General features: G+C 70.5%; 11 protein-coding genes and 1 pseudogene. 7 read left to right on the top strand and 5 right to left on the bottom strand.

Annotation, left to right across the window (positions count from 1 at the left end; all coding sequences use genetic code 11):
• Positions 1-122 precede the first annotated feature (122 nt).
• From VIL67_RS12750 to VIL67_RS12740, 3 genes are all read left to right on the top strand, one after another.
• Positions 123-1682 (top strand): Do family serine endopeptidase, encoded by a 1560-nt coding sequence (locus tag VIL67_RS12750; protein ID WP_332049279.1) that lies wholly within the window; start codon positions 123-125, stop codon positions 1680-1682.
• Positions 1683-1710: 28 nt separating this feature from the next.
• Complete coding sequence (locus VIL67_RS12745; protein WP_332049278.1) at positions 1711-2382, top strand: response regulator transcription factor; 672 nt, start codon at positions 1711-1713, stop codon at positions 2380-2382.
• A 154-nt stretch (positions 2383-2536) separates the two neighbouring features.
• A complete protein-coding gene (locus VIL67_RS12740; RefSeq protein ID WP_332049277.1) occupies positions 2537-3937 on the top strand; it encodes a sensor histidine kinase in 1401 nt (466 codons plus the stop codon).
• Here the strand turns inward: VIL67_RS12740 and VIL67_RS12735 are convergent.
• Positions 3934-4386, bottom strand: coding sequence for a DoxX family protein (locus VIL67_RS12735; protein WP_332049276.1), 453 nt, complete (start codon positions 4384-4386; stop codon positions 3934-3936). The genes VIL67_RS12740 and VIL67_RS12735 overlap by 4 nt on opposite strands.
• Positions 4387-4450: 64 nt before the next feature.
• On the opposite strand from VIL67_RS12735, the gene VIL67_RS12730 reads away from it, so the two are divergent.
• On the top strand, positions 4451-7336 hold the full coding sequence (locus VIL67_RS12730; RefSeq protein ID WP_332049275.1) for a bifunctional [glutamine synthetase] adenylyltransferase/[glutamine synthetase]-adenylyl-L-tyrosine phosphorylase: 2886 nt from the start codon (positions 4451-4453) through the stop codon (positions 7334-7336).
• A 172-nt stretch (positions 7337-7508) separates the two neighbouring features.
• On the opposite strand, the pseudogene VIL67_RS12725 reads toward VIL67_RS12730, so the two are convergent.
• Positions 7509-9338, bottom strand: a pseudogene (locus VIL67_RS12725) (PAS domain-containing sensor histidine kinase); the annotation flags it as partial.
• A 136-nt stretch (positions 9339-9474) separates the two neighbouring features.
• Positions 9475-12099, bottom strand: a complete 2625-nt coding sequence (pepN, locus tag VIL67_RS12720; RefSeq protein ID WP_332049273.1) for an aminopeptidase N — start codon at positions 12097-12099, stop codon at positions 9475-9477.
• A 155-nt stretch (positions 12100-12254) separates the two neighbouring features.
• On the opposite strand from pepN, the gene VIL67_RS12715 reads away from it, so the two are divergent.
• The 3 genes from VIL67_RS12715 to VIL67_RS12705 all read left to right on the top strand — a co-directional run bounded on the left by VIL67_RS12715 (position 12255) and on the right by VIL67_RS12705 (position 15392).
• Complete coding sequence (locus VIL67_RS12715) at positions 12255-12902, top strand: OmpW/AlkL family protein (protein WP_332049272.1); 648 nt, start codon at positions 12255-12257, stop codon at positions 12900-12902.
• Between the two features lie 140 nt (positions 12903-13042).
• Positions 13043-14158, top strand: a complete 1116-nt coding sequence (locus VIL67_RS12710) for an acyl-CoA dehydrogenase family protein (RefSeq protein WP_332049271.1) — start codon at positions 13043-13045, stop codon at positions 14156-14158.
• Between the two features lie 13 nt (positions 14159-14171).
• Positions 14172-15392, top strand: a complete 1221-nt coding sequence (locus VIL67_RS12705) for an acyl-CoA dehydrogenase family protein (RefSeq protein WP_332049270.1) — start codon at positions 14172-14174, stop codon at positions 15390-15392.
• A 4-nt stretch (positions 15393-15396) separates the two neighbouring features.
• Here the strand turns inward: VIL67_RS12705 and VIL67_RS12700 are convergent, their stop codons facing one another.
• Entirely contained in the window at positions 15397-16614 is a 1218-nt protein-coding gene (locus VIL67_RS12700) for a glycosyltransferase (RefSeq protein ID WP_332049269.1), read from the bottom strand.
• Positions 16615-16854: 240 nt separating this feature from the next.
• Positions 16855-18444 (bottom strand): amidase, encoded by a 1590-nt coding sequence (locus tag VIL67_RS12695; protein ID WP_332049268.1) that lies wholly within the window; start codon positions 18442-18444, stop codon positions 16855-16857.
• Between the last annotated feature and the right edge of the window lie 85 nt (positions 18445-18529).

Genomic DNA, 18529 nt, shown 5'->3' with positions numbered 1-18529 from the left:
CGCGAAGCCGCGCGCAGGGTGACCTAAACGTAACTTGAGAGACGTTGCACTCTCGTGCATCGAACCTAGGTGTTTTCGGGTGGGGGCGGATCTCGCGGCCCCGCGCAGGGAATAGAAGGCTTATGACCTCGAAGAAGACCGGTTACCTCCTGGGCGCCGTGGCCGGCGCCGGCGTGATGGCGGCGGCGGTGGCGGGCGCAGGCATGCGCCTTCCGACCGCCCAGGCCGACGAGGCGCAGCTGATCCGCGCCTCCACGGCCCCGATCTTCGCGCCCCCGCCGGGCGCGCCCATGTCCTATGCCGACATCTTCGAGCGCGTGTCGCCGGCCGTGGTCTCGATCAACGTCACCAGCCGCGCGGACCCCAACCTGCTGCGCCGCGCCATTCCGGGCCTGCCGTTCCTGCTGCCGCAGCCCGATGGCGACGATGGGGACGATCCCACCGCCCCGCCGCAGGGTGGCCAGACCGAGCGCGGCCAGCCCCGGCTACCCAGCCAGCAGTCCTCCGGCTCCGGCTTCTTCATCTCCCGCGACGGCTACATCGTCACGAACAACCACGTGGTCGAGAACGCCGAGCGCATCACGGTCGTCATGAAGGACGAGACCGAGCTCGAGGCCGAGATCGTCGGCCGCGACGAAGGCACCGACTTGGCCGTGCTGAAGGTGAAGGGCCGCAGCGGGCCCTTCCCGTTCGTCGACTTCGAGGACTCCGCCAAGCCGCGGGTCGGCGACTGGGTCATCGCGGTGGGCAACCCCTTCGGCCTCGGAGGCACCGCCACGGCCGGCATCATCTCGGCCTACGGCCGTGACATCGGCGAGACCTTCGTCGACTACATCCAGATCGACGCCCCCATCAATCGGGGCAACTCGGGCGGCCCGACCTTCGACATCTACGGCCGCGTCATCGGCGTGAACACGGCGATCTTCTCGCCGTCCGGCGGCTCGGTGGGCATCGGCTTCGCCATCCCGGCCGACGTCGCCAAGACTGTCACCCAGCAACTGATCCGCGGCGGCCGGATCGAGCGCGGCTACATCGGCGCCTCCATCCAGAACTTCACCCGCGAGATGGCCGAAGCCCAGGGCATGGGCGACCAGCGCGGCGCGATCGTTGGTGACCTGGTCGCCGGCGGCCCGTCGCAGCGGGCTGGCCTGATGGTCGGCGACGTGGTGGTCTCGGTGAACGGCCAGCCGGTGAAGACCTCGTCCGAGCTGACCCGCCGCGTGGCCCAGGCCCGCCCGGGCGACGCCCTGCGGCTGGAGGTGATCCGCGACGGCCGCCGTCGCACGGTCGAGGTTCGCTCCGGCGTCCGTCCGTCGGAACGCGAGCTGGCGTCCAATGACAACACGCCAGGCGGCCGTGCGCCGGCCGCGCCCGCGGCTCCCTCGGCCCCGGTGATCGGCCTGTCGCTGGCCCCGCTGGACGACGCCTCGCGCCGCCAGCTCAGCGTGCCGGCCGACGTGCGTGGCGCTCTGGTGACCAGCGTCGACCAGGCCTCCGACGCGGCCGAGAAGGGCCTGCGCCGCGGGGACCTGATCACCCGCGCCGGCGACCGCCCGATCAACAGCGCCGCGGATCTGGCCGCCGTGGTGGAGGCCGCAAAGCGTTCCAACCGCACCAGCGTGCTGGTGGGCGTCTACCGCAACGGCCGCACCTCCTTCCTGCCGCTGAAGGTTTCAGGCTAGGGTCCGGTTCTCGCGGGGGCGGAGAATCATGCGGATCCTGATCGTCGAAGACGACCTCGAAGCGGCCGAAGCCATGGAGCGCGGCCTCAGCGAGGCTGGCTACAGTTGCGTCCGCGCGGCGGACGGCGAGGAGGGTCTCGCCGCCGCCCGCGACGGCGAATTCGACGTGATGATCGTCGACCGCATGATGCCGAGGATGGACGGCGTCACCCTGATCACCACCCTGCGGCGGGAGGGCGACCAGACCCCCGTCCTGTTCCTCTCGGCGCTCGGCGAGGTGGGCGACCGCGTGGCCGGGCTGCAGGCGGGGGGCGACGATTATCTGGTGAAGCCCTATGCCTTCGCCGAGCTGATCGCCCGGGTCGAGGCGCTGGCCCGCCGGCGCGAAACCGGGTCGGTGCAGACCCTGCTGCGCGTGGGCGAGCTGGAGATGGACCTCATCGCCCGCACGGTGCATCGCCAGGGCAAGGAGATCGACCTCCAGCCCCGCGAGTTCCAGCTCCTGGAATTCATGATGCGCCACGCCGGGCAGTCGGTGACCCGCACCATGCTCCTGGAGAAGGTCTGGGAATATCACTTCGACCCTCAGACCAACGTCATCGACGTGCACATCAGCCGCCTGCGTTCCAAGATCGACAAGGGCTTCGACCGGCCGATGCTGCAGACCGTCCGCGGGGCGGGTTACCGCCTGGATGCCTGATTTGCCTCCCACGCGCAGCGGGGGAGGGGGACCGCCCGCCGCAGAGCGGGTGGTGGAGGGGGCGAGCACGGGCTCCGCGCCTGCCGCCGCCCCTTCCACCATCGGCTCTTCGGCCGATGGTCCCCCTTCCCCGTAAACGGGGAAGGCTCGAGTCATGCGCCTGCCGCGCATCTTCCGGACCACGCCGTTCCGGCTGACGCTGCTGTTCCTGGCGCTGTTCGCCAGCGCCGCCTTCGCCTTCCTGGCCTACATCTATGTGGCGACGGCCGGCGAGGCCGCGCGCCGCACCGACCAGGAGATCACCCGCGAGATGCGCTCGCTGGTGGCCGCCTACGATCGGGCCGGCATCGCCGCCGTCAACCAGGCCACCATCGAGCGGGCCGCCGCCGAGCGGCCGTTCCTCTACCTCCTGATGACCCGCGACGGGAGGACCATCTCGGGCTCGATCGAGGAGAGCCCCGTGGAGGAGTTCGACGGCGACCCCACCTGGACCACCTTCCAGATCACCGATGAGGACGAACAGGGGCGGCTGGTCCGCAACCCGGCCCGCGGCCTGCAGCAGCGGCTCAGCGGGGGTGAGATCCTGTTCGTCGGCGCCGACGTGGGCGAGGACGAGGCCTATGTCCTGAAGATCATCAACGCGCTCTGGGGCGCCGGCGCCCTCGTGGTGATGCTGGGCCTGGCCGGCGGCGTGTTGGTCAGCCGGAACGTCAGCCGCAGCATGGCGGGACTGACCGAGGTGGTGGACGCGGTGCGCAACGGCGACCTCGCCGCCCGCGCGCGGGTCCGCGGCACCCGCGACGAGTTCGACGAACTGGCCATCGGCCTCAACGAGATGCTGGACCGGCTGGAACGCTCCATGGCCGGCCACAAGCACGCCGGCGACGCCATCGCCCACGACCTGCGCTCCCCGCTCACGCGCCTGCGCGCCCGCCTGGAGGCCGCCTACATCGATGTCGAGGCCGGCAAGGGCGACGCCGAGGAGGCGCTGGCGCAGGCGCTCACCGACACGGACGGCGTGCTGAAGACCTTCGGCGCCGTGCTCTCCATCGCGCGCCTGCAGGCCGCGGGCTCCGCCCCTGACCCGGTGCTTTTCGACCCGGCGGACCTCGCCGCAGACATCGCCGAGCTCTACGAGCCGCTGTGCGAGGACAAGGAGATCGACTTCGCCGCGGAGTTCGCCAAGGATCTGCAGGTGCGCGGAAACCGCGAATTCCTGGCCCAGGCCCTGGCCAACATCCTCGACAACGCCATCAAGTACACGCCGTCCGGCGGCGCCATCATGCTGCGCGTTCGCCGCCGCTCGTCGGGCGAGGTGGAGTTCTCGGTGACGGACACGGGACCCGGCGTGCCGGAGGCCGACCGCGAACGTGTGGTCCAGCGCTTCGTGCGCCTCGAGAACAGCCGCAACGAGCCGGGCGCCGGCCTCGGGCTCTCGCTCGTCGCCGCGGTGGCCGAGGCGCATGGCGGGCGGCTGGAGCTCGCTGAGGGCCCCGGGCAGGTGGGCGAGATGGGGCCTGGGTTGCGCGTCGCCCTGGTGCTGCCGAGAGCCTAGTCAGCCCGCGCCAGGCCGCCGCGCCGCGGCCGGAACAGCAGCCGGTCCGCAGAGAGGGCGCCGGCGCCGTGCGTGGCCAGGTAGAGCCCGATCAGCACCAGGCACATGGACGGGAACGCCGCCCGCCAGCCGCCGTGGTGGTCGACCATGACGATCGCGACAATGAAGTTCACCGCGCAGAGCAGGCCCGCCCAGCGTGTCAGCAGGCCCAGGACGAAGCAGACCCCCACCGCGAACTGGACCCACACGTCGAAGGGCGCGAGAAGGTGGGGCCACGGGAACCCGAACTTGTCCAGGAAGGTCGTGAACGCCTGCATGTGCTCCGCGCTCGTGATGTTGTCCCACACCCCGAACACCAGGAACGCGCCCACCCCGGCCCGCAGCGCCAGGAGGGCGGCGTCCGCCCCGCGCGCCAGCGGCCGCAGAGTGATCAGGTCCGCCGCCGTCATCCGCCACGTCTCCATCCCCGGCCATGCTCATAGTGCGCAGCTCGGCCTTGGAGCCGCCAGTTAAATGGCCGTAATCGCCGAACGCCTCGTGGCCTGCGGCCCGGTCCTGGACGCGCGCGCCACCGCGCGAGCCCGCGAGATCATCGAAGGCCGCTGGACCGCGCCCGCACTGGACCAGGCCTGGCCGGCGCTGGCCCCGGTGTTCGGCGCCTCCTCCTACCTGGCGAGCCTGGCCCGCCGCGATCCCGAGATGCTGGGCCGCATCCTGGAATCCGACGCCGAGAGTCGGCTCGCCGACGTGCTGGCCCGCACGGCCGCCGCGGCGGCGCTCCACGCCGAGGCCGCGGCCGTCGAGCTCCGCAAGCTGAAGGCCGAGCTGCACCTGTTGACGGCCCTTTGTGACCTGGGGGGCCTGTGGGAGCTGGACCAGGTGACCGGCGCGCTCACCCGGTTTGCGGACGCCGCTGTCGCCGCCGCCCTGGCCGTTGCGGCGCGCGGCGAAGTCGCCGCCGGCCGGCTGGCGCAGCTTGGGACCGGAGACGAGGGGCCTGTCCCCGGCTGGTTCTGCATCGCCATGGGCAAGCAGGGCGCCTACGAGCTGAACTATTCCAGCGATATCGACGTCTCGGTCTTCTTCGACCCTGACCGGCTGCCGGTCGGCGAGGGAGTCGAGCCTCAGGCCTTTGCGGTGCGCCTGACCCACCGCCTCTCCGAGCTGATGCAGGCCAAGACCGGCGACGGCTATGTCTTCCGCATGGACCTCCGGCTGCGCCCGGACCCGTCTTCGACGCCGCCCGCCGTGCCGATCCCCGCGGCGCTGGAGTACTACGAGACCGTGGGCCAGAACTGGGAGCGGGCCGCCTTCATCAAGGCGCGGCCCTGCGCCGGCGACGTGCCCGCCGCCCGCGCCTTCCTGGCCGAGCTGCAGCCCTTCGTGTGGCGCCGCAATCTCGACTTCGCGGCCATCGCCGACATCCATTCCATCAAGCGCCAGATCCACGCCCACAAGGTAGACGAGCGGGTCTCGGCCAAGGGCGTCGACCTCAAGCTCGGCCGGGGCGGGATCCGCGAGATCGAGTTCTACGTCCAGACCCAGCAGCTGATCCTCGGCGGCCGCAATCCCGAGCTGCGCAGCAACCGCACCCTCGATGCGCTGGCCGCGCTTCGGGACGCCGGCCACGTGGAGCCCGACGCCTGCGCCGAGCTCACCGCGGCCTATCGGCAGCTGCGGGCTGTGGAGCACCGCATCCAGATGCTGGAGGACGAGCAGACCCACCGCCTCCCGGAGAGCGACAACGAGCGCAAGCGCGTGGCCGCCCTGGCCGGCTACCCGGCGCTGCGCAGCTTCGACGCGGCCATCACGCGCACGCTCAAGACCGTGAACGGCCGCTACGCCGAGCTCTTCCCCGAGGAGGAGCCGTTGTCGTCGCGGTTCGGCAGCCTGGTCTTCACAGGTGTCGATGACGACCCCGAGACGCTCGCCACCCTTGCGCGAATGGGATTCTCCAGCCCGGCCCGGGTGTCGCAGACCATTCGCAGCTGGCACCACGGCCGGATCCCGGCGACCCGCACCGAGCGGGGCCGCGAGCTCTTCACCCGCCTCGCGCCGCGGCTGCTCGACGCCTTCCAGGCCACCGGCGCGCCGGATGTCGCCTTCAACCGCTTCGCCGACTTCTTCGCCCGACTGTCGTCCGGCGTGCAGCTGCAGTCCCTGTTCCTGGCCCAGCCGCGCCTCTTCGAGCTGGTGGTGCAGGTCATGGCCTTCGCCCCGCGGCTGGCCAGCACCCTGTCGCGGCGGCCGGCGGCCATCGACGCCATGCTGGACTCGGACTTCTTCGCCCCCATCGACATCTCGGAGGATCGGGCGGTGATGCAGGCCGCCGTCGCCCGGGCCGAGGGCTTCGAGGCGGCCATGGACGCCGTGCGGCGGGCGCACCGCGAGCAGGCCTTCCGGGTCGGCGTCCAGGTGATGAGCGGCGCCGCCACGGCCGAGGTGGCCGGCAAGGCCTTCGCCGATCTCGCCGACGTCTGCATCGAGGCTCTGGCGCCGGCGGCGCTCGGCGAGACCGAGCGGCTGGGCGGCGCCTTTGAGGGTGACGTGGCCGTCGTGGCGCTCGGCAAGTGCGGCTCGCGCGAGATGAGCGCGGGCTCCGACCTCGATCTCATGACCCTCTACCGCGCCGGCGATCCCGCGGCGATCTCCGCAACCAAGGGCTGGGACGCGTCCACCTTCTATGGCCGCTTCACCCAGCGGCTGATCGCGGCTCTGTCCAGCCAGACGGCGGAGGGCGGCCTCTATGAGGTGGACATGCAGTTGCGGCCGTCCGGCACCAAGGGGCCGGTGGCGGTGAGTTGCACCGCGTTCGACGCCTATTACCAGGGCGAGGCCGAGACGTGGGAGCTGCTGGCGCTCACCCGCGCCAGGGTCGTCTGGGCCACGTCCGAGGCCTTCGCCCGGCAGGCCTGCGAGGCCGTCGAGACGGCGCTCCGGCGCCCGCGTGACCGCCGCCGCACCGCCGCCGACGTCCGGGAGATGCGTGACCTCCTCGAGCGCGAGCGGCCGCCGAAGGGCGACTGGGACCTGAAGCTCACGCCGGGCGGCCTCGTGGACGTCGAGTTCGCCGCCCAGTTCCTCCAGCTCACCCACGCCGCGGAAGGGGGGCCGCTGAAGCCCAACACCGCCGAGGCGCTCGCAGCCTTTCGCGAGGCCCGGCTGGCGCCCGCGGGCCCCGTTGCGGCGTTGGAGGACGCCTGGCGCCTGCAGCAGAACCTGACCCAGATGCTGAAGGTGGCGCTGGAGGAAAACGGCGATCCTGCGCTTGAACCCAAGCCGTTCCAGGCCCTCCTCGCTCGGGCCGGGGAGGCGCGCACCCTGAAGACCCTCTTCGCCAAACTTTCGTCATCCCGCGTGGCGGCGCGGAAAGCCTACGACATCATCGTGCAACCCTGACGGCGGAGAAGGCGCCCAGGCGACGTCCGGACGGGAGCGAGCCTCACTTTGCATCCAGGACGGGGTGCTGTCGGGCGATGAACTGAAGCGCGGCGAGCACCGCCGCGGCGGTCATCACCGTCACCGGGGCAGAAGCCCGCCTGAGCCGTCCCCCAGCTGCGGAGCGGGCGCGTCAGGCCGCGGCGTGCGCCTTGGCGGTTTCGGCCGCGGTCTGCCGCACCGGCAGCAGGAAGCTGGCTTCGGTGCCCTGACCGGGTGCGCTCTGCAGGTCCAGCAGGCCGCCGTGCATCTCCACGAGGGCCTTGGTGAGGGCGAGGCCGAGGCCTGTGCCCTGCTGCGTCTTGGAGTGCTGGCTCTCAATCTGCTCGAACGGCCGGGCCAGCCGGGCCAGGTCGTCCCGGGCGATGCCGATGCCGGTGTCCTGCACGGCCACTCGCACCCGCTCGCCCAGGTGCTCGGCCCGCAGCTCGGCCCGGATGGTGATCCGCCCGCCTCGGGGCGTGAACTTGATGGCGTTGGACAGCAGGTTGAGCAGCACCTGCTTCACGGCGCGGTAGTCCGCCTCCACCTCGGGAAGGCTCGGGAACTCCACCTCGAGCTTCAGCCCGGCCGTCTCGGCGCGATTGCGCACCAGGCGCGCCGCGTCCTCGGCGACCTCCTCGAGCGACACGGGCTCGAAGCGCATGGTCATCTTGCCCGCCTCGATCTTCGACATGTCCAGGATGTCGTTGATCAGGGCCAGCAGGTGCTGACCGGAGTGCAGGATGTCGCGCGAGTACTCCTTGTAGCGACGGTCGCCCAGCGGGCCGTACATCTCGCCCAGCATGATCTCGGAGAAGCCGTTGATGGCGTTGAGCGGGGTCCTGAGCTCGTGGGACATGTTGGCCAGGAACTCGCTCTTGGCCTTGTTGGCGCTCTCGGCGCGGACCTTCTCAACCTCGTACTTGCGGGCCAGCTCCGACAGCTCCGACTGGCTGGCCTCGAGGTTGGCCACCGCCTTGCGCAGCGCCTCCTCGTTGCGCCGCCTGGCCTCCTCCTGCGCCTTCAGCGCGGTGATGTCGGCGGCGGTCACCACCAGTCCGCCCTCGGCCGTGGATCGCTCCGAGATCTGCACCCAGCGGCCGTCCACGAGCTCGGCTTCCCGGACCCCGCGCGCCCCGCCGGGCGCCGCGAAGTCCTGGCGGACCGCCAGCTGGGCGAACCGGTCCACCTGTTCGCGCTGCACGCCCGGCTTCAGCAGCTGCGGATCGAGCCGGAAGTAGTTGCGGTAGTTCTTGTTGCACATCAGGAGCCGGCCGTGCCGGTCCCACAGGACGAAGGCCTCCGAGACGCTCTCGATCGCATCGCGCAGGCGGCTCTCGGCGGTCTGAGCCCTAGCCTGGGCCAGCCGCTCTTCCGTGACGTCCAGGGCCACGCCGATGATGCGGGCGAAGCCGCCCTCCGGGGCGTCGCCGAAGCCTTGGCCGCGGGCGTCGATCCACACAGGGCGGCCGCCGATCGGGGAGGGGACCTGGAACGAGACGTCGAAGCCCCCGTAGACCGCGGCGTTGGCCAGCGCGTCGCGCAGTCCGTCGCGGTGCCCCGGCGCCACGCGGTCCAGAACCTGCTGGCCGTCCACCACGCCGCCGCGCCAGCCGAATAGGGCGCCGGTGACGTCGGACATGAAGATCCGGTCCGAGGTGAGGTCCCACTCCCAGATGCCGCAGCGTGCGGCTTCCACGGCCAGGCGGAAGCGATGCTCAGAGGTGGTATAGGCCGCGTGCGCCTCTTCCACCCGCCGCCACTCGAACAGCAGCAGCAGGCCGAGCGCGAACGCCGTGGCGAGGGGCGCGGCCAGCCAGACCATCTGCTCCTGGGCCGACTGCGGCCCGGCGTTGATCCGTCCCACAGCGACGGCCGTGTAGACCGCCAGCAGCAGCAGGGTGGCGAGGATCGCGATGCGCGCGAAGCTGTAGCTCGGCCGGCGGGGCTGCTCGGACGCGTCCTCGCCGCGCGCGTCCACAGGCGCTTCAGCCGCGTGCTTGCCTCCGCGCCTGGCCAACGCCTGCCGCTCCCCCCAGACCTAAGTCCTCGCTCAGCAGGCGAGTCTAGGGTGCGTCGGCCCGCTCGTCACCCGTTCGGAGCGCGGCGTTTGCGCCTCAGGCCTCCTCGCCCAGCGCCCGGCTGACCAGTTCGAACACATTCTTCGACAGGCCCTGGGTCTGCAGGATGCGCTGCAGCTCGGCCTTCATCAGGGCGCCCAGTCCGGGGGTGTAGCGCCGCCAGCCGCCCAAGGGGTCGACGAGCCTCGCGGCCGTCATCGGGTTGTAGCCGTCCACCGCGATGATCTGGTCGGCCAGGAACCGATAGCCGGCGCCGCTGGGGTCGTGGAACCGCGCAGGGTTGAAGTTGGCGAACGTCGAGACGAGCGCGCGCAGGCGGTTGGGGTTCTTGGCGTCGAAGGCAGGGTGGGCGGTCAGCCCCATGACCCGGCCCAGCACGCTGTCCGCCGGATCCCGCGCCTGAACGGCGAACCACTTGTCGATCACCAGCGGCTCCGCCTTCCAGCGCTCGTAGAAGTCCTCCAGCGCCGCCTCGTAGGCCTGCCCGCCGATCAGCATCAGGGCCGACAGGCCGCCGATGGCGTCGGTCATGTTGCGGGCGGCGCGATAGTGCCCGTCGGCGATGTCGGCGATGTCGGAGCGCGGGTTGGCGGCCATCAGATCCAGCGCCGCGTTGCGCAACGCCCGCCGCCCGGCCCCCGCTGCGTCTGGCGAGAACTCGCCCAGGTCCTGCAGGCCCGTGTGCAGATGCCGCAACTCCGTGGTCAGGTGCAGCGCCAGCCGCAGCCGCAGGGCGTCGCGCGCCTCGTGGATGGCGGCGGGGTCGGCGGGTTGCATGGCCAGGGCCAGGTCCGACTCGGACGGCAGCGCCAGCAGCAGGGCCTTGAACGCCGGGTCCGAAGCCTGGTCCGCCAGGGCGCGGCCGACGGCCTCCGCATAGCGCTCCTCGTTAACCTCGTCGGCGCGGCCGTCCGCGCGCGACAGGATCAGCCCGCGGGCCAGCTCCTGGCCGGCTTCCCAGCGGTTGAACAGGCCCGGGTCGGCCGCCAGCTGGACATAGCGGTCCTTCGGCGGCGCGTCGGTGGTCAGCACCACAGGCGCCGAAAAGCCACGCAGGGCCGAAACCACGGGACGGGACTCGACCCCCGTGAGGGTCACCGTGGCCTGCGCCTGGTCCAGGACCACCACCGTCTCGTCCACGGCGTGGCCGTCGCGCTCGAAGGCCAGGGTCCGGCCTTCGTGGTCGAGCAGGCCGATGGTGACCGGGATCGGCAGCGGGCGCTTTGTCGGCTGTCCCGGCGTCGGCGGGGTCTCCTGCGCCAGCTCCAGCGAGAGGGTGCGGGCCTGCTCGTCATAGCGGGTCTTCAGCGACACTCGCGGGGTGCCGGCCTGCTCGTACCAGGCGAAGAAGTCGCTGAGGTCTCGGTCCGAAGCCTCGGCGAAGCAGTCGATGAAGGCCTCGACCGTAGTCGCGTGGCCGTCCCACCGCTCGAAGTAGAGGTCCATGCCCTTCCGAAACGCCTCGGCCCCGATCAGGGTCTTCAGCATCCGGATCACCTCCGAGCCCTTCTCGTAGATGGTGGCCGTGTAGAAGTTGTCGATCTTCAGGTAGCTCGATGGCCGAACAGGGTGGGCGAGCGGCCCCTGGTCCTCAGCGAATTGGCGGGCGCGCAGCGCCTTAACGTCCTTGATCCGCTGCACGGCGTGGCCGCGCATGTCGCCCGAGAAGCTCTGGTCGCGGAAGACCGTGAGACCCTCCTTGAGGCAGAGCTGGAACCAGTCGCGGCAGGTGATCCGGTCGCCGGTCCAGTTGTGGAAGTACTCGTGCGCCACGACGCTTTCGATGCGCTCGAAGTCCATGTCGGTGGCGGTCGCGGGGTCGGCCAACAGGAGCGAGGAGTTGAAGATGTTCAGCCCCTTGTTCTCCATCGCCCCGAAGTTGAAGTCGCGGACGGCGACGATCATGAACAGGTCGAGGTCGTACTCGCGCCCGAACGCCTCCTCATCCCACTTCATCGACCGCTTCAGGGCGTCCATGGCGTAGGCGGCGCGCGGCGCCATGCCGGGGTCCACATAGATGCGCAGGTCGACCGTCCGGCCGCTCATGGTCACGAGCTTGTCTTCCAGGACGTCCAACTCGCCAGCGACGAGGGCGAAGAGGTAGCTCGGCTTCGGGAAGGGATCGTTCCAGACGGCAAAATGGCGGCCGCCCGGCAGATCGCCGGCCTCGACCAAGTTGCCATTCGACAGCAGGTGCTGGAACTTGCGGTCCGCCTCGATCCGCACCGTGAACCGGCTCAGCACGTCCGGCCGGTCGGGCCAGAAGGTGATGGTGCGGAAGCCCTCCGCCTCGCACTGGGTGCAGAACCGGCCGCCGGACATGTAGAGGCCGGACAGCGCCTTGTTGTTTTCCGGGTCGATCTCGACCTCGGTCTCCAGCACGAACTGGGCTGGCGCGTCCGGGATGGTCAGGAACTCGTCGTCGATCGTCCGCTCGGTGTCGGACAGCGTCCGTCCGTCGATCGCGACCGAGATCGGCTTGAGCCGCTCGCCGTTGAACCGCAGGGGCTCGGCATGCTCGCCGTTGCGTCGGACCTGAAGGCGCGCCTTCACGCGAGTGGTGTTGGGCTGCAGGTCGAAAGCCAGGTGGACCTCGTCCACGAGGTAGGCCGGCGGGGCGTAGTCGGACAGCCGGATCGGCTGCGGGGTTTCGGTGCGCATGCTACGGATTTAGACCGCCCGCGTCGCCCTCGCCACCCACAGACGCCGACTCTCTGCACGAGGAAGGATCGTCCAGCCTTGAGCAACATCAAGGCGACGCTTGCTTGAAGGGCGCATCTCCCGGGCGCGGCCATGCCGCCAAGCAGGGGATAGACATGAAAACCATCCAACTGGTCCTCGCCGCCGGCGCGGCGCTCGCCATGGCCGGCGCCGCCCAGGCTCAGGACTTCCAGCCGAAGGCCGCTGGGACCGTCATGCTGAACGTGCGCGTGACCGACGTGGCGCCGGACGCCGGGGACCCGATCACCACCCTCGCGGGCGCCGCCACGGGCCTGAAGGCCGACGTAGACGACAGCGTGATGCCGACCATCGGGCTCAGCTACTTCCTGACGGACAACATCGCCGTCGAGGTGATCGCCGGCTCCACCAAGCACACCGTGCGCGCCAAGGGCGCAGGCGCCGACATCAAGGTGAAGGAGACCTGGGTTCTGCCTCCGACGGTAGCGCTGCAGTACCACTTCGCTCCGGCCGCCAAGGTCAGCCCCTATGTGGGTGCGGGCGTGAACTACATGTTCTTCTACGCCGACAAGGACTTCAACGGCTTCGGACTCGACATCGACGACGGCTTCGGCGTCGCCCTGCAGGCTGGCGCCGACGTTGCGATCCAGGGTCCGTGGAGCGCCAATGTGGACGTGAAGAAGATCTTCTTCGAAACCGAAGCCAAGGACCGCTTCAACGGCGTGAAGTCCAAGGTCAGCCTCGACCCCTGGGTGGTCTCCGCCGGCGTGGGCTACAAGTTCTAGGGCGCCACGGCCGCCGGGATCGCGATGCGATCCCGGCAGGCCTCGGCCTTCCGCGAGGTCACACTTTTCAGCCTGCCGCTCGCGCGTAATGGTGGTGCGCGAGGAAACGAGAACGCCGGTCCACGGCGGGATGGCAGGGCATGAATTTCGACTTCTCCGACGATCAGAAGTTCCTGAAGTCCGAGGCGCGCAAGTTCCTCGACGCCAACAGCTCGCCCGCGCAGGTGCGCAAGGTGCTGGACGACGCGGCGCGCCCCTACGATGAAGCGCTTTGGAACGCCGTGGCCAAACAGGGCTGGCTGGGCGCCGCCATCCCGGAGGAGCACGGCGGCCTGGGCCTTGGCCACCTCGAGCTCTGCGTGATCGCCGAAGAGCTGGGCCGGGCGGTGGCGCCGATCCCCTTCGCCTCCACCGTCTACTTCCTCGGCGAGGCCGTCATGCTGGCGGGTGACGAGGCGCAGAAGGCCGAGATCCTGCCGAAGATCGCCGGCGGCGAGGTGATCGGCGCGCTCGCCACCTCGGAAGGCCCCGGCCCGGTCACGGCGGCTTCGCTGCAAGCCAGCGTGATCGGCGGCAAGCTCAGCGGGACCAAGCTGCCGGTCACAGACGGCGACATCGCCACCCTTGCGCTAGTGCTGGCGAAGGAGAACGGCCAGCCGGGCCTCTACCTGGTCGACCTCACCGGCGAGGGCGTGACGCGCGAGGCCGTCTCGACCATCGACCCGACGCGCGACGCCGCGCGCCTCACGTTCCAGGGCGCCCCCGCCCGCCGCCTGGGCGCTGCCGGCGAGGGCTTCGCCCTGCTCGAGCAGGTGATGGACCGGGCCGCCGTGCTGCTGGCCTTCGAGCAGACCGGCGGGGCCGACAAGTGCCTGGAGATGGCCAAGGCCTATGCGCTGGAGCGCTACGCCTTTGGACGGGTGATCGCCTCCTACCAGGCCATCAAACACAAGCTCGCCGACATGTACGTGAAGAACGAGCTGGCGCGCTCCAACGCCTACTATGGGGCCTGGGCGCTCAACACCAACGCTCCCGAGCTGCCGGTGGCCGCCAGCGCCGCCCGCATCGCCGCCTCAGAGGCCTACTGGTTCGCCGCCAAGGAGAACATCCAGACGCACGGCGGAATCGGCTTCACCTGGGAGGTGGACGCCCACCTCTACTATCGCCGGTCGCGGCAGCTGGGCCTCGTGGCGGGCGCGCCGCGGGTCTGGAAGGAACGGTTGGTCAGCCAGCTTGAGCGGCGCAACGCGGCCTGAGGGAGGACGGATCATGGACTTCAACGACACCCCCGAGGAAGCCGCCTACCGCGCCCAGGTGCGGGAATGGCTCGAGGCGAACGCCCCGAAGGAGCCCCTCGATCTCAGCGACATGGAGGGCGGCGGCTCGCTCGCCGCCTCGAAGGCCTGGCAGGCCAAGAAGGCCGCCGCCGGCTATGCGCAGATCACCTGGCCTAGGGAATGGGGCGGCCCGGGCGGCACGCCGATCCAGCAGGTGATCTTCAGCCAGGAAGAGGCGAAGTATCCGATCCCCCCGAACCCGTTCCAGATCGGGCTCGGCATGTGCGTCCCCACGGTCATGACCTTCGCCGATGAGGAGACCAAGAAGCGCTTCGTCGGTCCGGCCCTGCGCGGCGAGGAGATCTGGTGCCAGCTGTTCAGTGAGCCCTCCGGCGGCTCGGACGTGGCCGCCGCCCGCACCCGCGCAGTGCGGGACGGTGACGAATGGGTGATTTCCGGCCAAAAGGTGTGGACGACCGGGGCCCAGATCTCTGACTTCGGCATCGTCATCACCCGCACCAACCCGGATGCGCCCAAGCATAAGGGCATGACCATGTTCTGGGTGGACATGAAGGACCCCGGTATCGAGGTCCGGCCGATCCACCAGATGTCCGGCGGCTCGGGCTTCAACGAGGTGTTCTTCACCGACGTTCGGGTTAAGGACAGTCAGCGGCTGGGGGCCGTGGATGACGGCTGGCGCGTCAGCCTGGTCACCCTGATGAACGAACGCCTCGCCGTCGGCGGAGCGACCGGGGCCCAGTGGAACCAGTTCCTGGAGGCGGCTCGCAGCGTGCCGGGCATGAACGGGGCGCCCGCCCTCAAGGACCAGTCGGTGCGCGAGAAGCTGGCCGACTGGTACGTCCAGGCCGAGGGGCTGAAGCACACCCGCAACCGCACGATCACCGCCCTCTCGAAGGGGCAGACGCCCGGGCCGGAGAGCTCCATCGGCAAGGTGGTGAGCGCCATGCAGATGCAGGAGCTGGCGCACACCGCCATCGAGATGCTCGATCAGTACGGGATCATCAACGATCCCGAGCTGGCCCCGCTGCGGGGCGCCTTCCACGCCTCGTGGCTGACGGCGCCGGGCCTGCGGATCGCCGGCGGCACCGACGAGATCCTGAAGAACATCATCGCCGAGCGCGTGCTTGGGCTGCCCGGAGACATCCGGGTGGACAAGGACGTGCCCTTCAAGGACATGCCCACCGGGCGCTAGGTCGTCAGGCCGTCAGCGCCAGCGCCGGCTGCCGGAGGTTCTCGCCCAGCAGGCGCGTGTAGAGGCGGGTCAGGCCCTCGAAGGTGGTGTCCCAGCCGTGGCGCATCTCGACGCGGCGGCGGGCGGCGCGGGAGACGGCGTTCAGGTCGCGGGAGAACAGCGCCTCGATGGCTTCGGCGAGGCCCGCCGGCTCCACGTTGCGGGCCCGCTGGCCCACCGTCTCGTCGATGAGCTCGGACACGCCGCCCTTGCTGGGGCCGACAACGGGGACGCCCGCCGCCATCGCCTCCAGCACAACCAGGCCGAAGATCTCGTTCTCGTTGGCGTGCAGGCAGGCGTCGCACGAGGCGATCATGCCGGCGAGCTTCGCCGGGTCGCGTTCGTAATCGAGACAGATCACATGGGGCGAATAGCCCACGTCCTTGCCGGCCCCGATCAGCAGCAGCTTGTAGGGCGCGCCCAGGCGCTCCACGGCCGCCACCATGGAGTCGATGTTCTTCTCCCGCGCCGGCCGGCCCGCGAAGACCAGCAGCCGGGTGTCGCCTGGCAGGCCGAGCCGCTTCAGCAGCTTGCCGCGATCGCCGCGCGAGGGGTGGAAGAGCTCGGTGTCCACGCCCAACTGCTGGACGCTCATCCGCTCGACGCCGGCCTCCATCAGCCGGTTGGCCATGTGCTGGCTAGGCGCCACCACGTGGTCGAAGCGCTGGTAGGCCTGGGCCCAGAAGTTGAACGTCGGCGCCTCCGCCCACTCCCCGAAGTGCAGCGCCGCCAGGGTCGCGGCGTCCGTGTGGCAGAAGCCCACCACGGGAACGCCCAGCGCCTCGCCGGCCTCCAGCGCCGCATGGCCCGGGACGAACACGTCCCCCGCCTCGATGATGTCCGGCTGGAGCATCCGGATCACCGTCTCCCACTTGGTCAGGCTCGCCGGCATGCGGTAGCCGTCGCCGAACGGCAGGCGCGTGGCGGCGATGGTCACCAGGCCGTCGCTCTCGGCCCGCGTCCGCGCGCCCGGCACCACCAGGGTGTGCCGCATGTCGGGCCGCCGCTTCTCCAGCCAGGCGCGCTTCGCCAGGAGGTAGCGTTTCACCCCGCCCGACTTGGGCGCGTACATCATCGTGGTGTCGATGAGATGGAAGCCCGCGGCCTCGCCGGGGAGGGCCGGCGTTTCACCCGGCTCCAGTCGAATCGAGTTTTCAGGCTGAGGCGCGACAACGTCGAACATTCGGCGTGTCCTCTGTCTCTCGATGACGCTCGATGCTGATCCAACGACCGGGGCGGCGGATCGATCCCCACGCAGAAGTTCGGCGACCCTGCGCTTCCTCAGCCGCCGAGCCGGCGCTTTTGAGTTCTTGTCCAGCGTTCCTGCCCTTGGCCATTTGCGGTTTTGACGGACGCGAAGCGCGGACGCGTCACGCTGAAGCTCGGTTCACATTGGGGCGAAAACCGCCCGGCGCAAGGGCGCTCAGCGCGGATCGTAGGCCCGCGCCACCTCCGGCCGCGCCGCCACCGAGGGCAGGAACTGCGGCGGACGCCGCGCCTGGGTCTTAAGCTCGAAGGCGTGGCCCAGCGACAGCAGGCGCGCCTCCGACCAGGCGGGGCCCAGGAACGAGATCCCCACCGGCAGGCCCTGGACGTCGCCCATCGGCACGGTCAGGTGCGGGTAGCCCGACACCGCCGGCAGGGTGGAGGGGGAGCCGAAGAAGCGCGAGCCGTTCACCGGATCGACGATCGACGCCGGCCCGCCGCTCGGCGACACCAGGGCTACGACGTTCGCCCCCCGCATGAGCTTGTCGAGGGTGGCGGCCGCCAGCGTTTTGGCGTCCGCTCGCTTCTTGCGGTAGCCCGCGTCGGTGAGCGGCGGGGCCTTGGCGGACTGTTCGAAGATCTCCTGGCCGAACAGCGGGGTCTCCCGCCGATCGGCCGCGTTGAAGGCGATCAGCGCGTCCAGCGTACGGGTTTTCACCTGCGGCGGCGTGCTGGCGAGGTAGGCGTTCAGCGCCGCCTTGAACTCGGCCCGCAGGGTGTCGCCCTCGGCCGAGCCCACCTGCTCCAGCACCTCATTCTCCGGACCCTTGACGTCCACCAGGATGGCGCCGGCGTCGCGCATGGCCTGCAGCGCCTTGTCATAGACCTTATCGGTTTCCGGATGACGACCCGCCAGGTTGCGCAGGACGCCGATCCGCGCGCCGCGCAGGGCGTCGGGGTGCAACGCGGCCAGGTAGTCCGCGCGGTGGCGGTCGGCGTCGCGCGTGGCGGGGTCCTTGGGGTCCGTGCCGGCGATGACGCTCAGCACCGCGGCGGCGTCGGCCACCGTGCGCGTCATTGGGCCGGCGGTGTCCTGCTCCGGCGAGATGGGAACGATGAAGCTGCGCGACACCAGCCCCACCGTCGGCTTGAGGCCCACGACCCCATTCATCGCCGCCGGGCATGTCACCGAGCCGTCCGTCTCCGTGCCGACGGCGATCGCCGTGAGGCCCGCCGCCACCGCGGCGGCCGACCCCGACGACGAGCCGCACGCCGTGCGGTCGAGGCCGTAGGGGTTGCGCACCAGCCCGCCCATGGCGCTCCAGCCGCTGATCGAGCGGGTGGAGCGGAAGTTGGCCCACTCCGACAGATTGGTCTTGCCGAGGATCACCGCCCCGGCGTCGGTGAGCCGCTTGACGATCGGCGCGTCGCGCAGGGTGACGTTGTCCACCAGCGCCAGGGATCCCGCGGTGGTCGCCGTGCCGTCGGCGCTCTCGATGTTGTCCTTGATCAGCACCGGCACGCCGTGCAGCGGCCCGCGCTCGCGACCGGCGCGGCGCTCCTGGTCCAGGCGCCGGGCGTCGGCAAGCGCGCGAGGGTTGATGGTCAGCACGCTGTTCAGCTTCGGGCCCGCCTTGTCGATCTCGGCGATCCGATCGAGCGACAGCCGCGCCAGGGTCTCGGCGGTGATCGCGCCGCTTCGCATCGCTGCCTGCTGCTCCGCCGCCGACGAATAGGGCGTCAACGGCTGTGCGTGCGCGGCGCCGGCGAGCGCCGCGGCCCCGGCGAAGGTTGCGAACTTGAGCATGCGGTAAGCCCCCGGAACTGAGGCTGCCAACCTAGCGGGGCGGGTGGGGCGGGCGGAAGAGCCAACCGCGCCGGGGCGCGCCGGC

The organism is Phenylobacterium sp., from assembly GCF_036563385.1.
Lineage (GTDB): Bacteria > Pseudomonadota > Alphaproteobacteria > Caulobacterales > Caulobacteraceae > Phenylobacterium.
This window is presented reverse-complemented; position numbering and strand designations above follow the sequence as displayed.

Excerpts from the sequence above, each read along its gene's own strand:
- VIL67_RS12730 (WP_332049275.1), top strand. The coding sequence starts at position 4,451 with ATGGCCGTAATCGCCGAACGCCTCGTGGCCTGCGGCCCGGTCCTGGAC.
- VIL67_RS12710 (WP_332049271.1), top strand. The coding sequence starts at position 13,043 with ATGAATTTCGACTTCTCCGACGATCAGAAGTTCCTGAAGTCCGAGGCG.
- VIL67_RS12735 (WP_332049276.1), bottom strand. The coding sequence starts at position 4,386 with ATGACGGCGGCGGACCTGATCACTCTGCGGCCGCTGGCGCGCGGGGCG.
- VIL67_RS12705 (WP_332049270.1), top strand. The coding sequence starts at position 14,172 with ATGGACTTCAACGACACCCCCGAGGAAGCCGCCTACCGCGCCCAGGTG.
- VIL67_RS12750 (WP_332049279.1), top strand. The coding sequence starts at position 123 with ATGACCTCGAAGAAGACCGGTTACCTCCTGGGCGCCGTGGCCGGCGCC.
- VIL67_RS12745 (WP_332049278.1), top strand. The coding sequence starts at position 1,711 with ATGCGGATCCTGATCGTCGAAGACGACCTCGAAGCGGCCGAAGCCATG.
- VIL67_RS12695 (WP_332049268.1), bottom strand. The coding sequence starts at position 18,444 with ATGCTCAAGTTCGCAACCTTCGCCGGGGCCGCGGCGCTCGCCGGCGCC.
- VIL67_RS12740 (WP_332049277.1), top strand. The coding sequence starts at position 2,537 with ATGCGCCTGCCGCGCATCTTCCGGACCACGCCGTTCCGGCTGACGCTG.
- pepN (WP_332049273.1), bottom strand. The coding sequence starts at position 12,099 with ATGCGCACCGAAACCCCGCAGCCGATCCGGCTGTCCGACTACGCCCCG.
- VIL67_RS12700 (WP_332049269.1), bottom strand. The coding sequence starts at position 16,614 with ATGTTCGACGTTGTCGCGCCTCAGCCTGAAAACTCGATTCGACTGGAG.
- VIL67_RS12715 (WP_332049272.1), top strand. The coding sequence starts at position 12,255 with ATGAAAACCATCCAACTGGTCCTCGCCGCCGGCGCGGCGCTCGCCATG.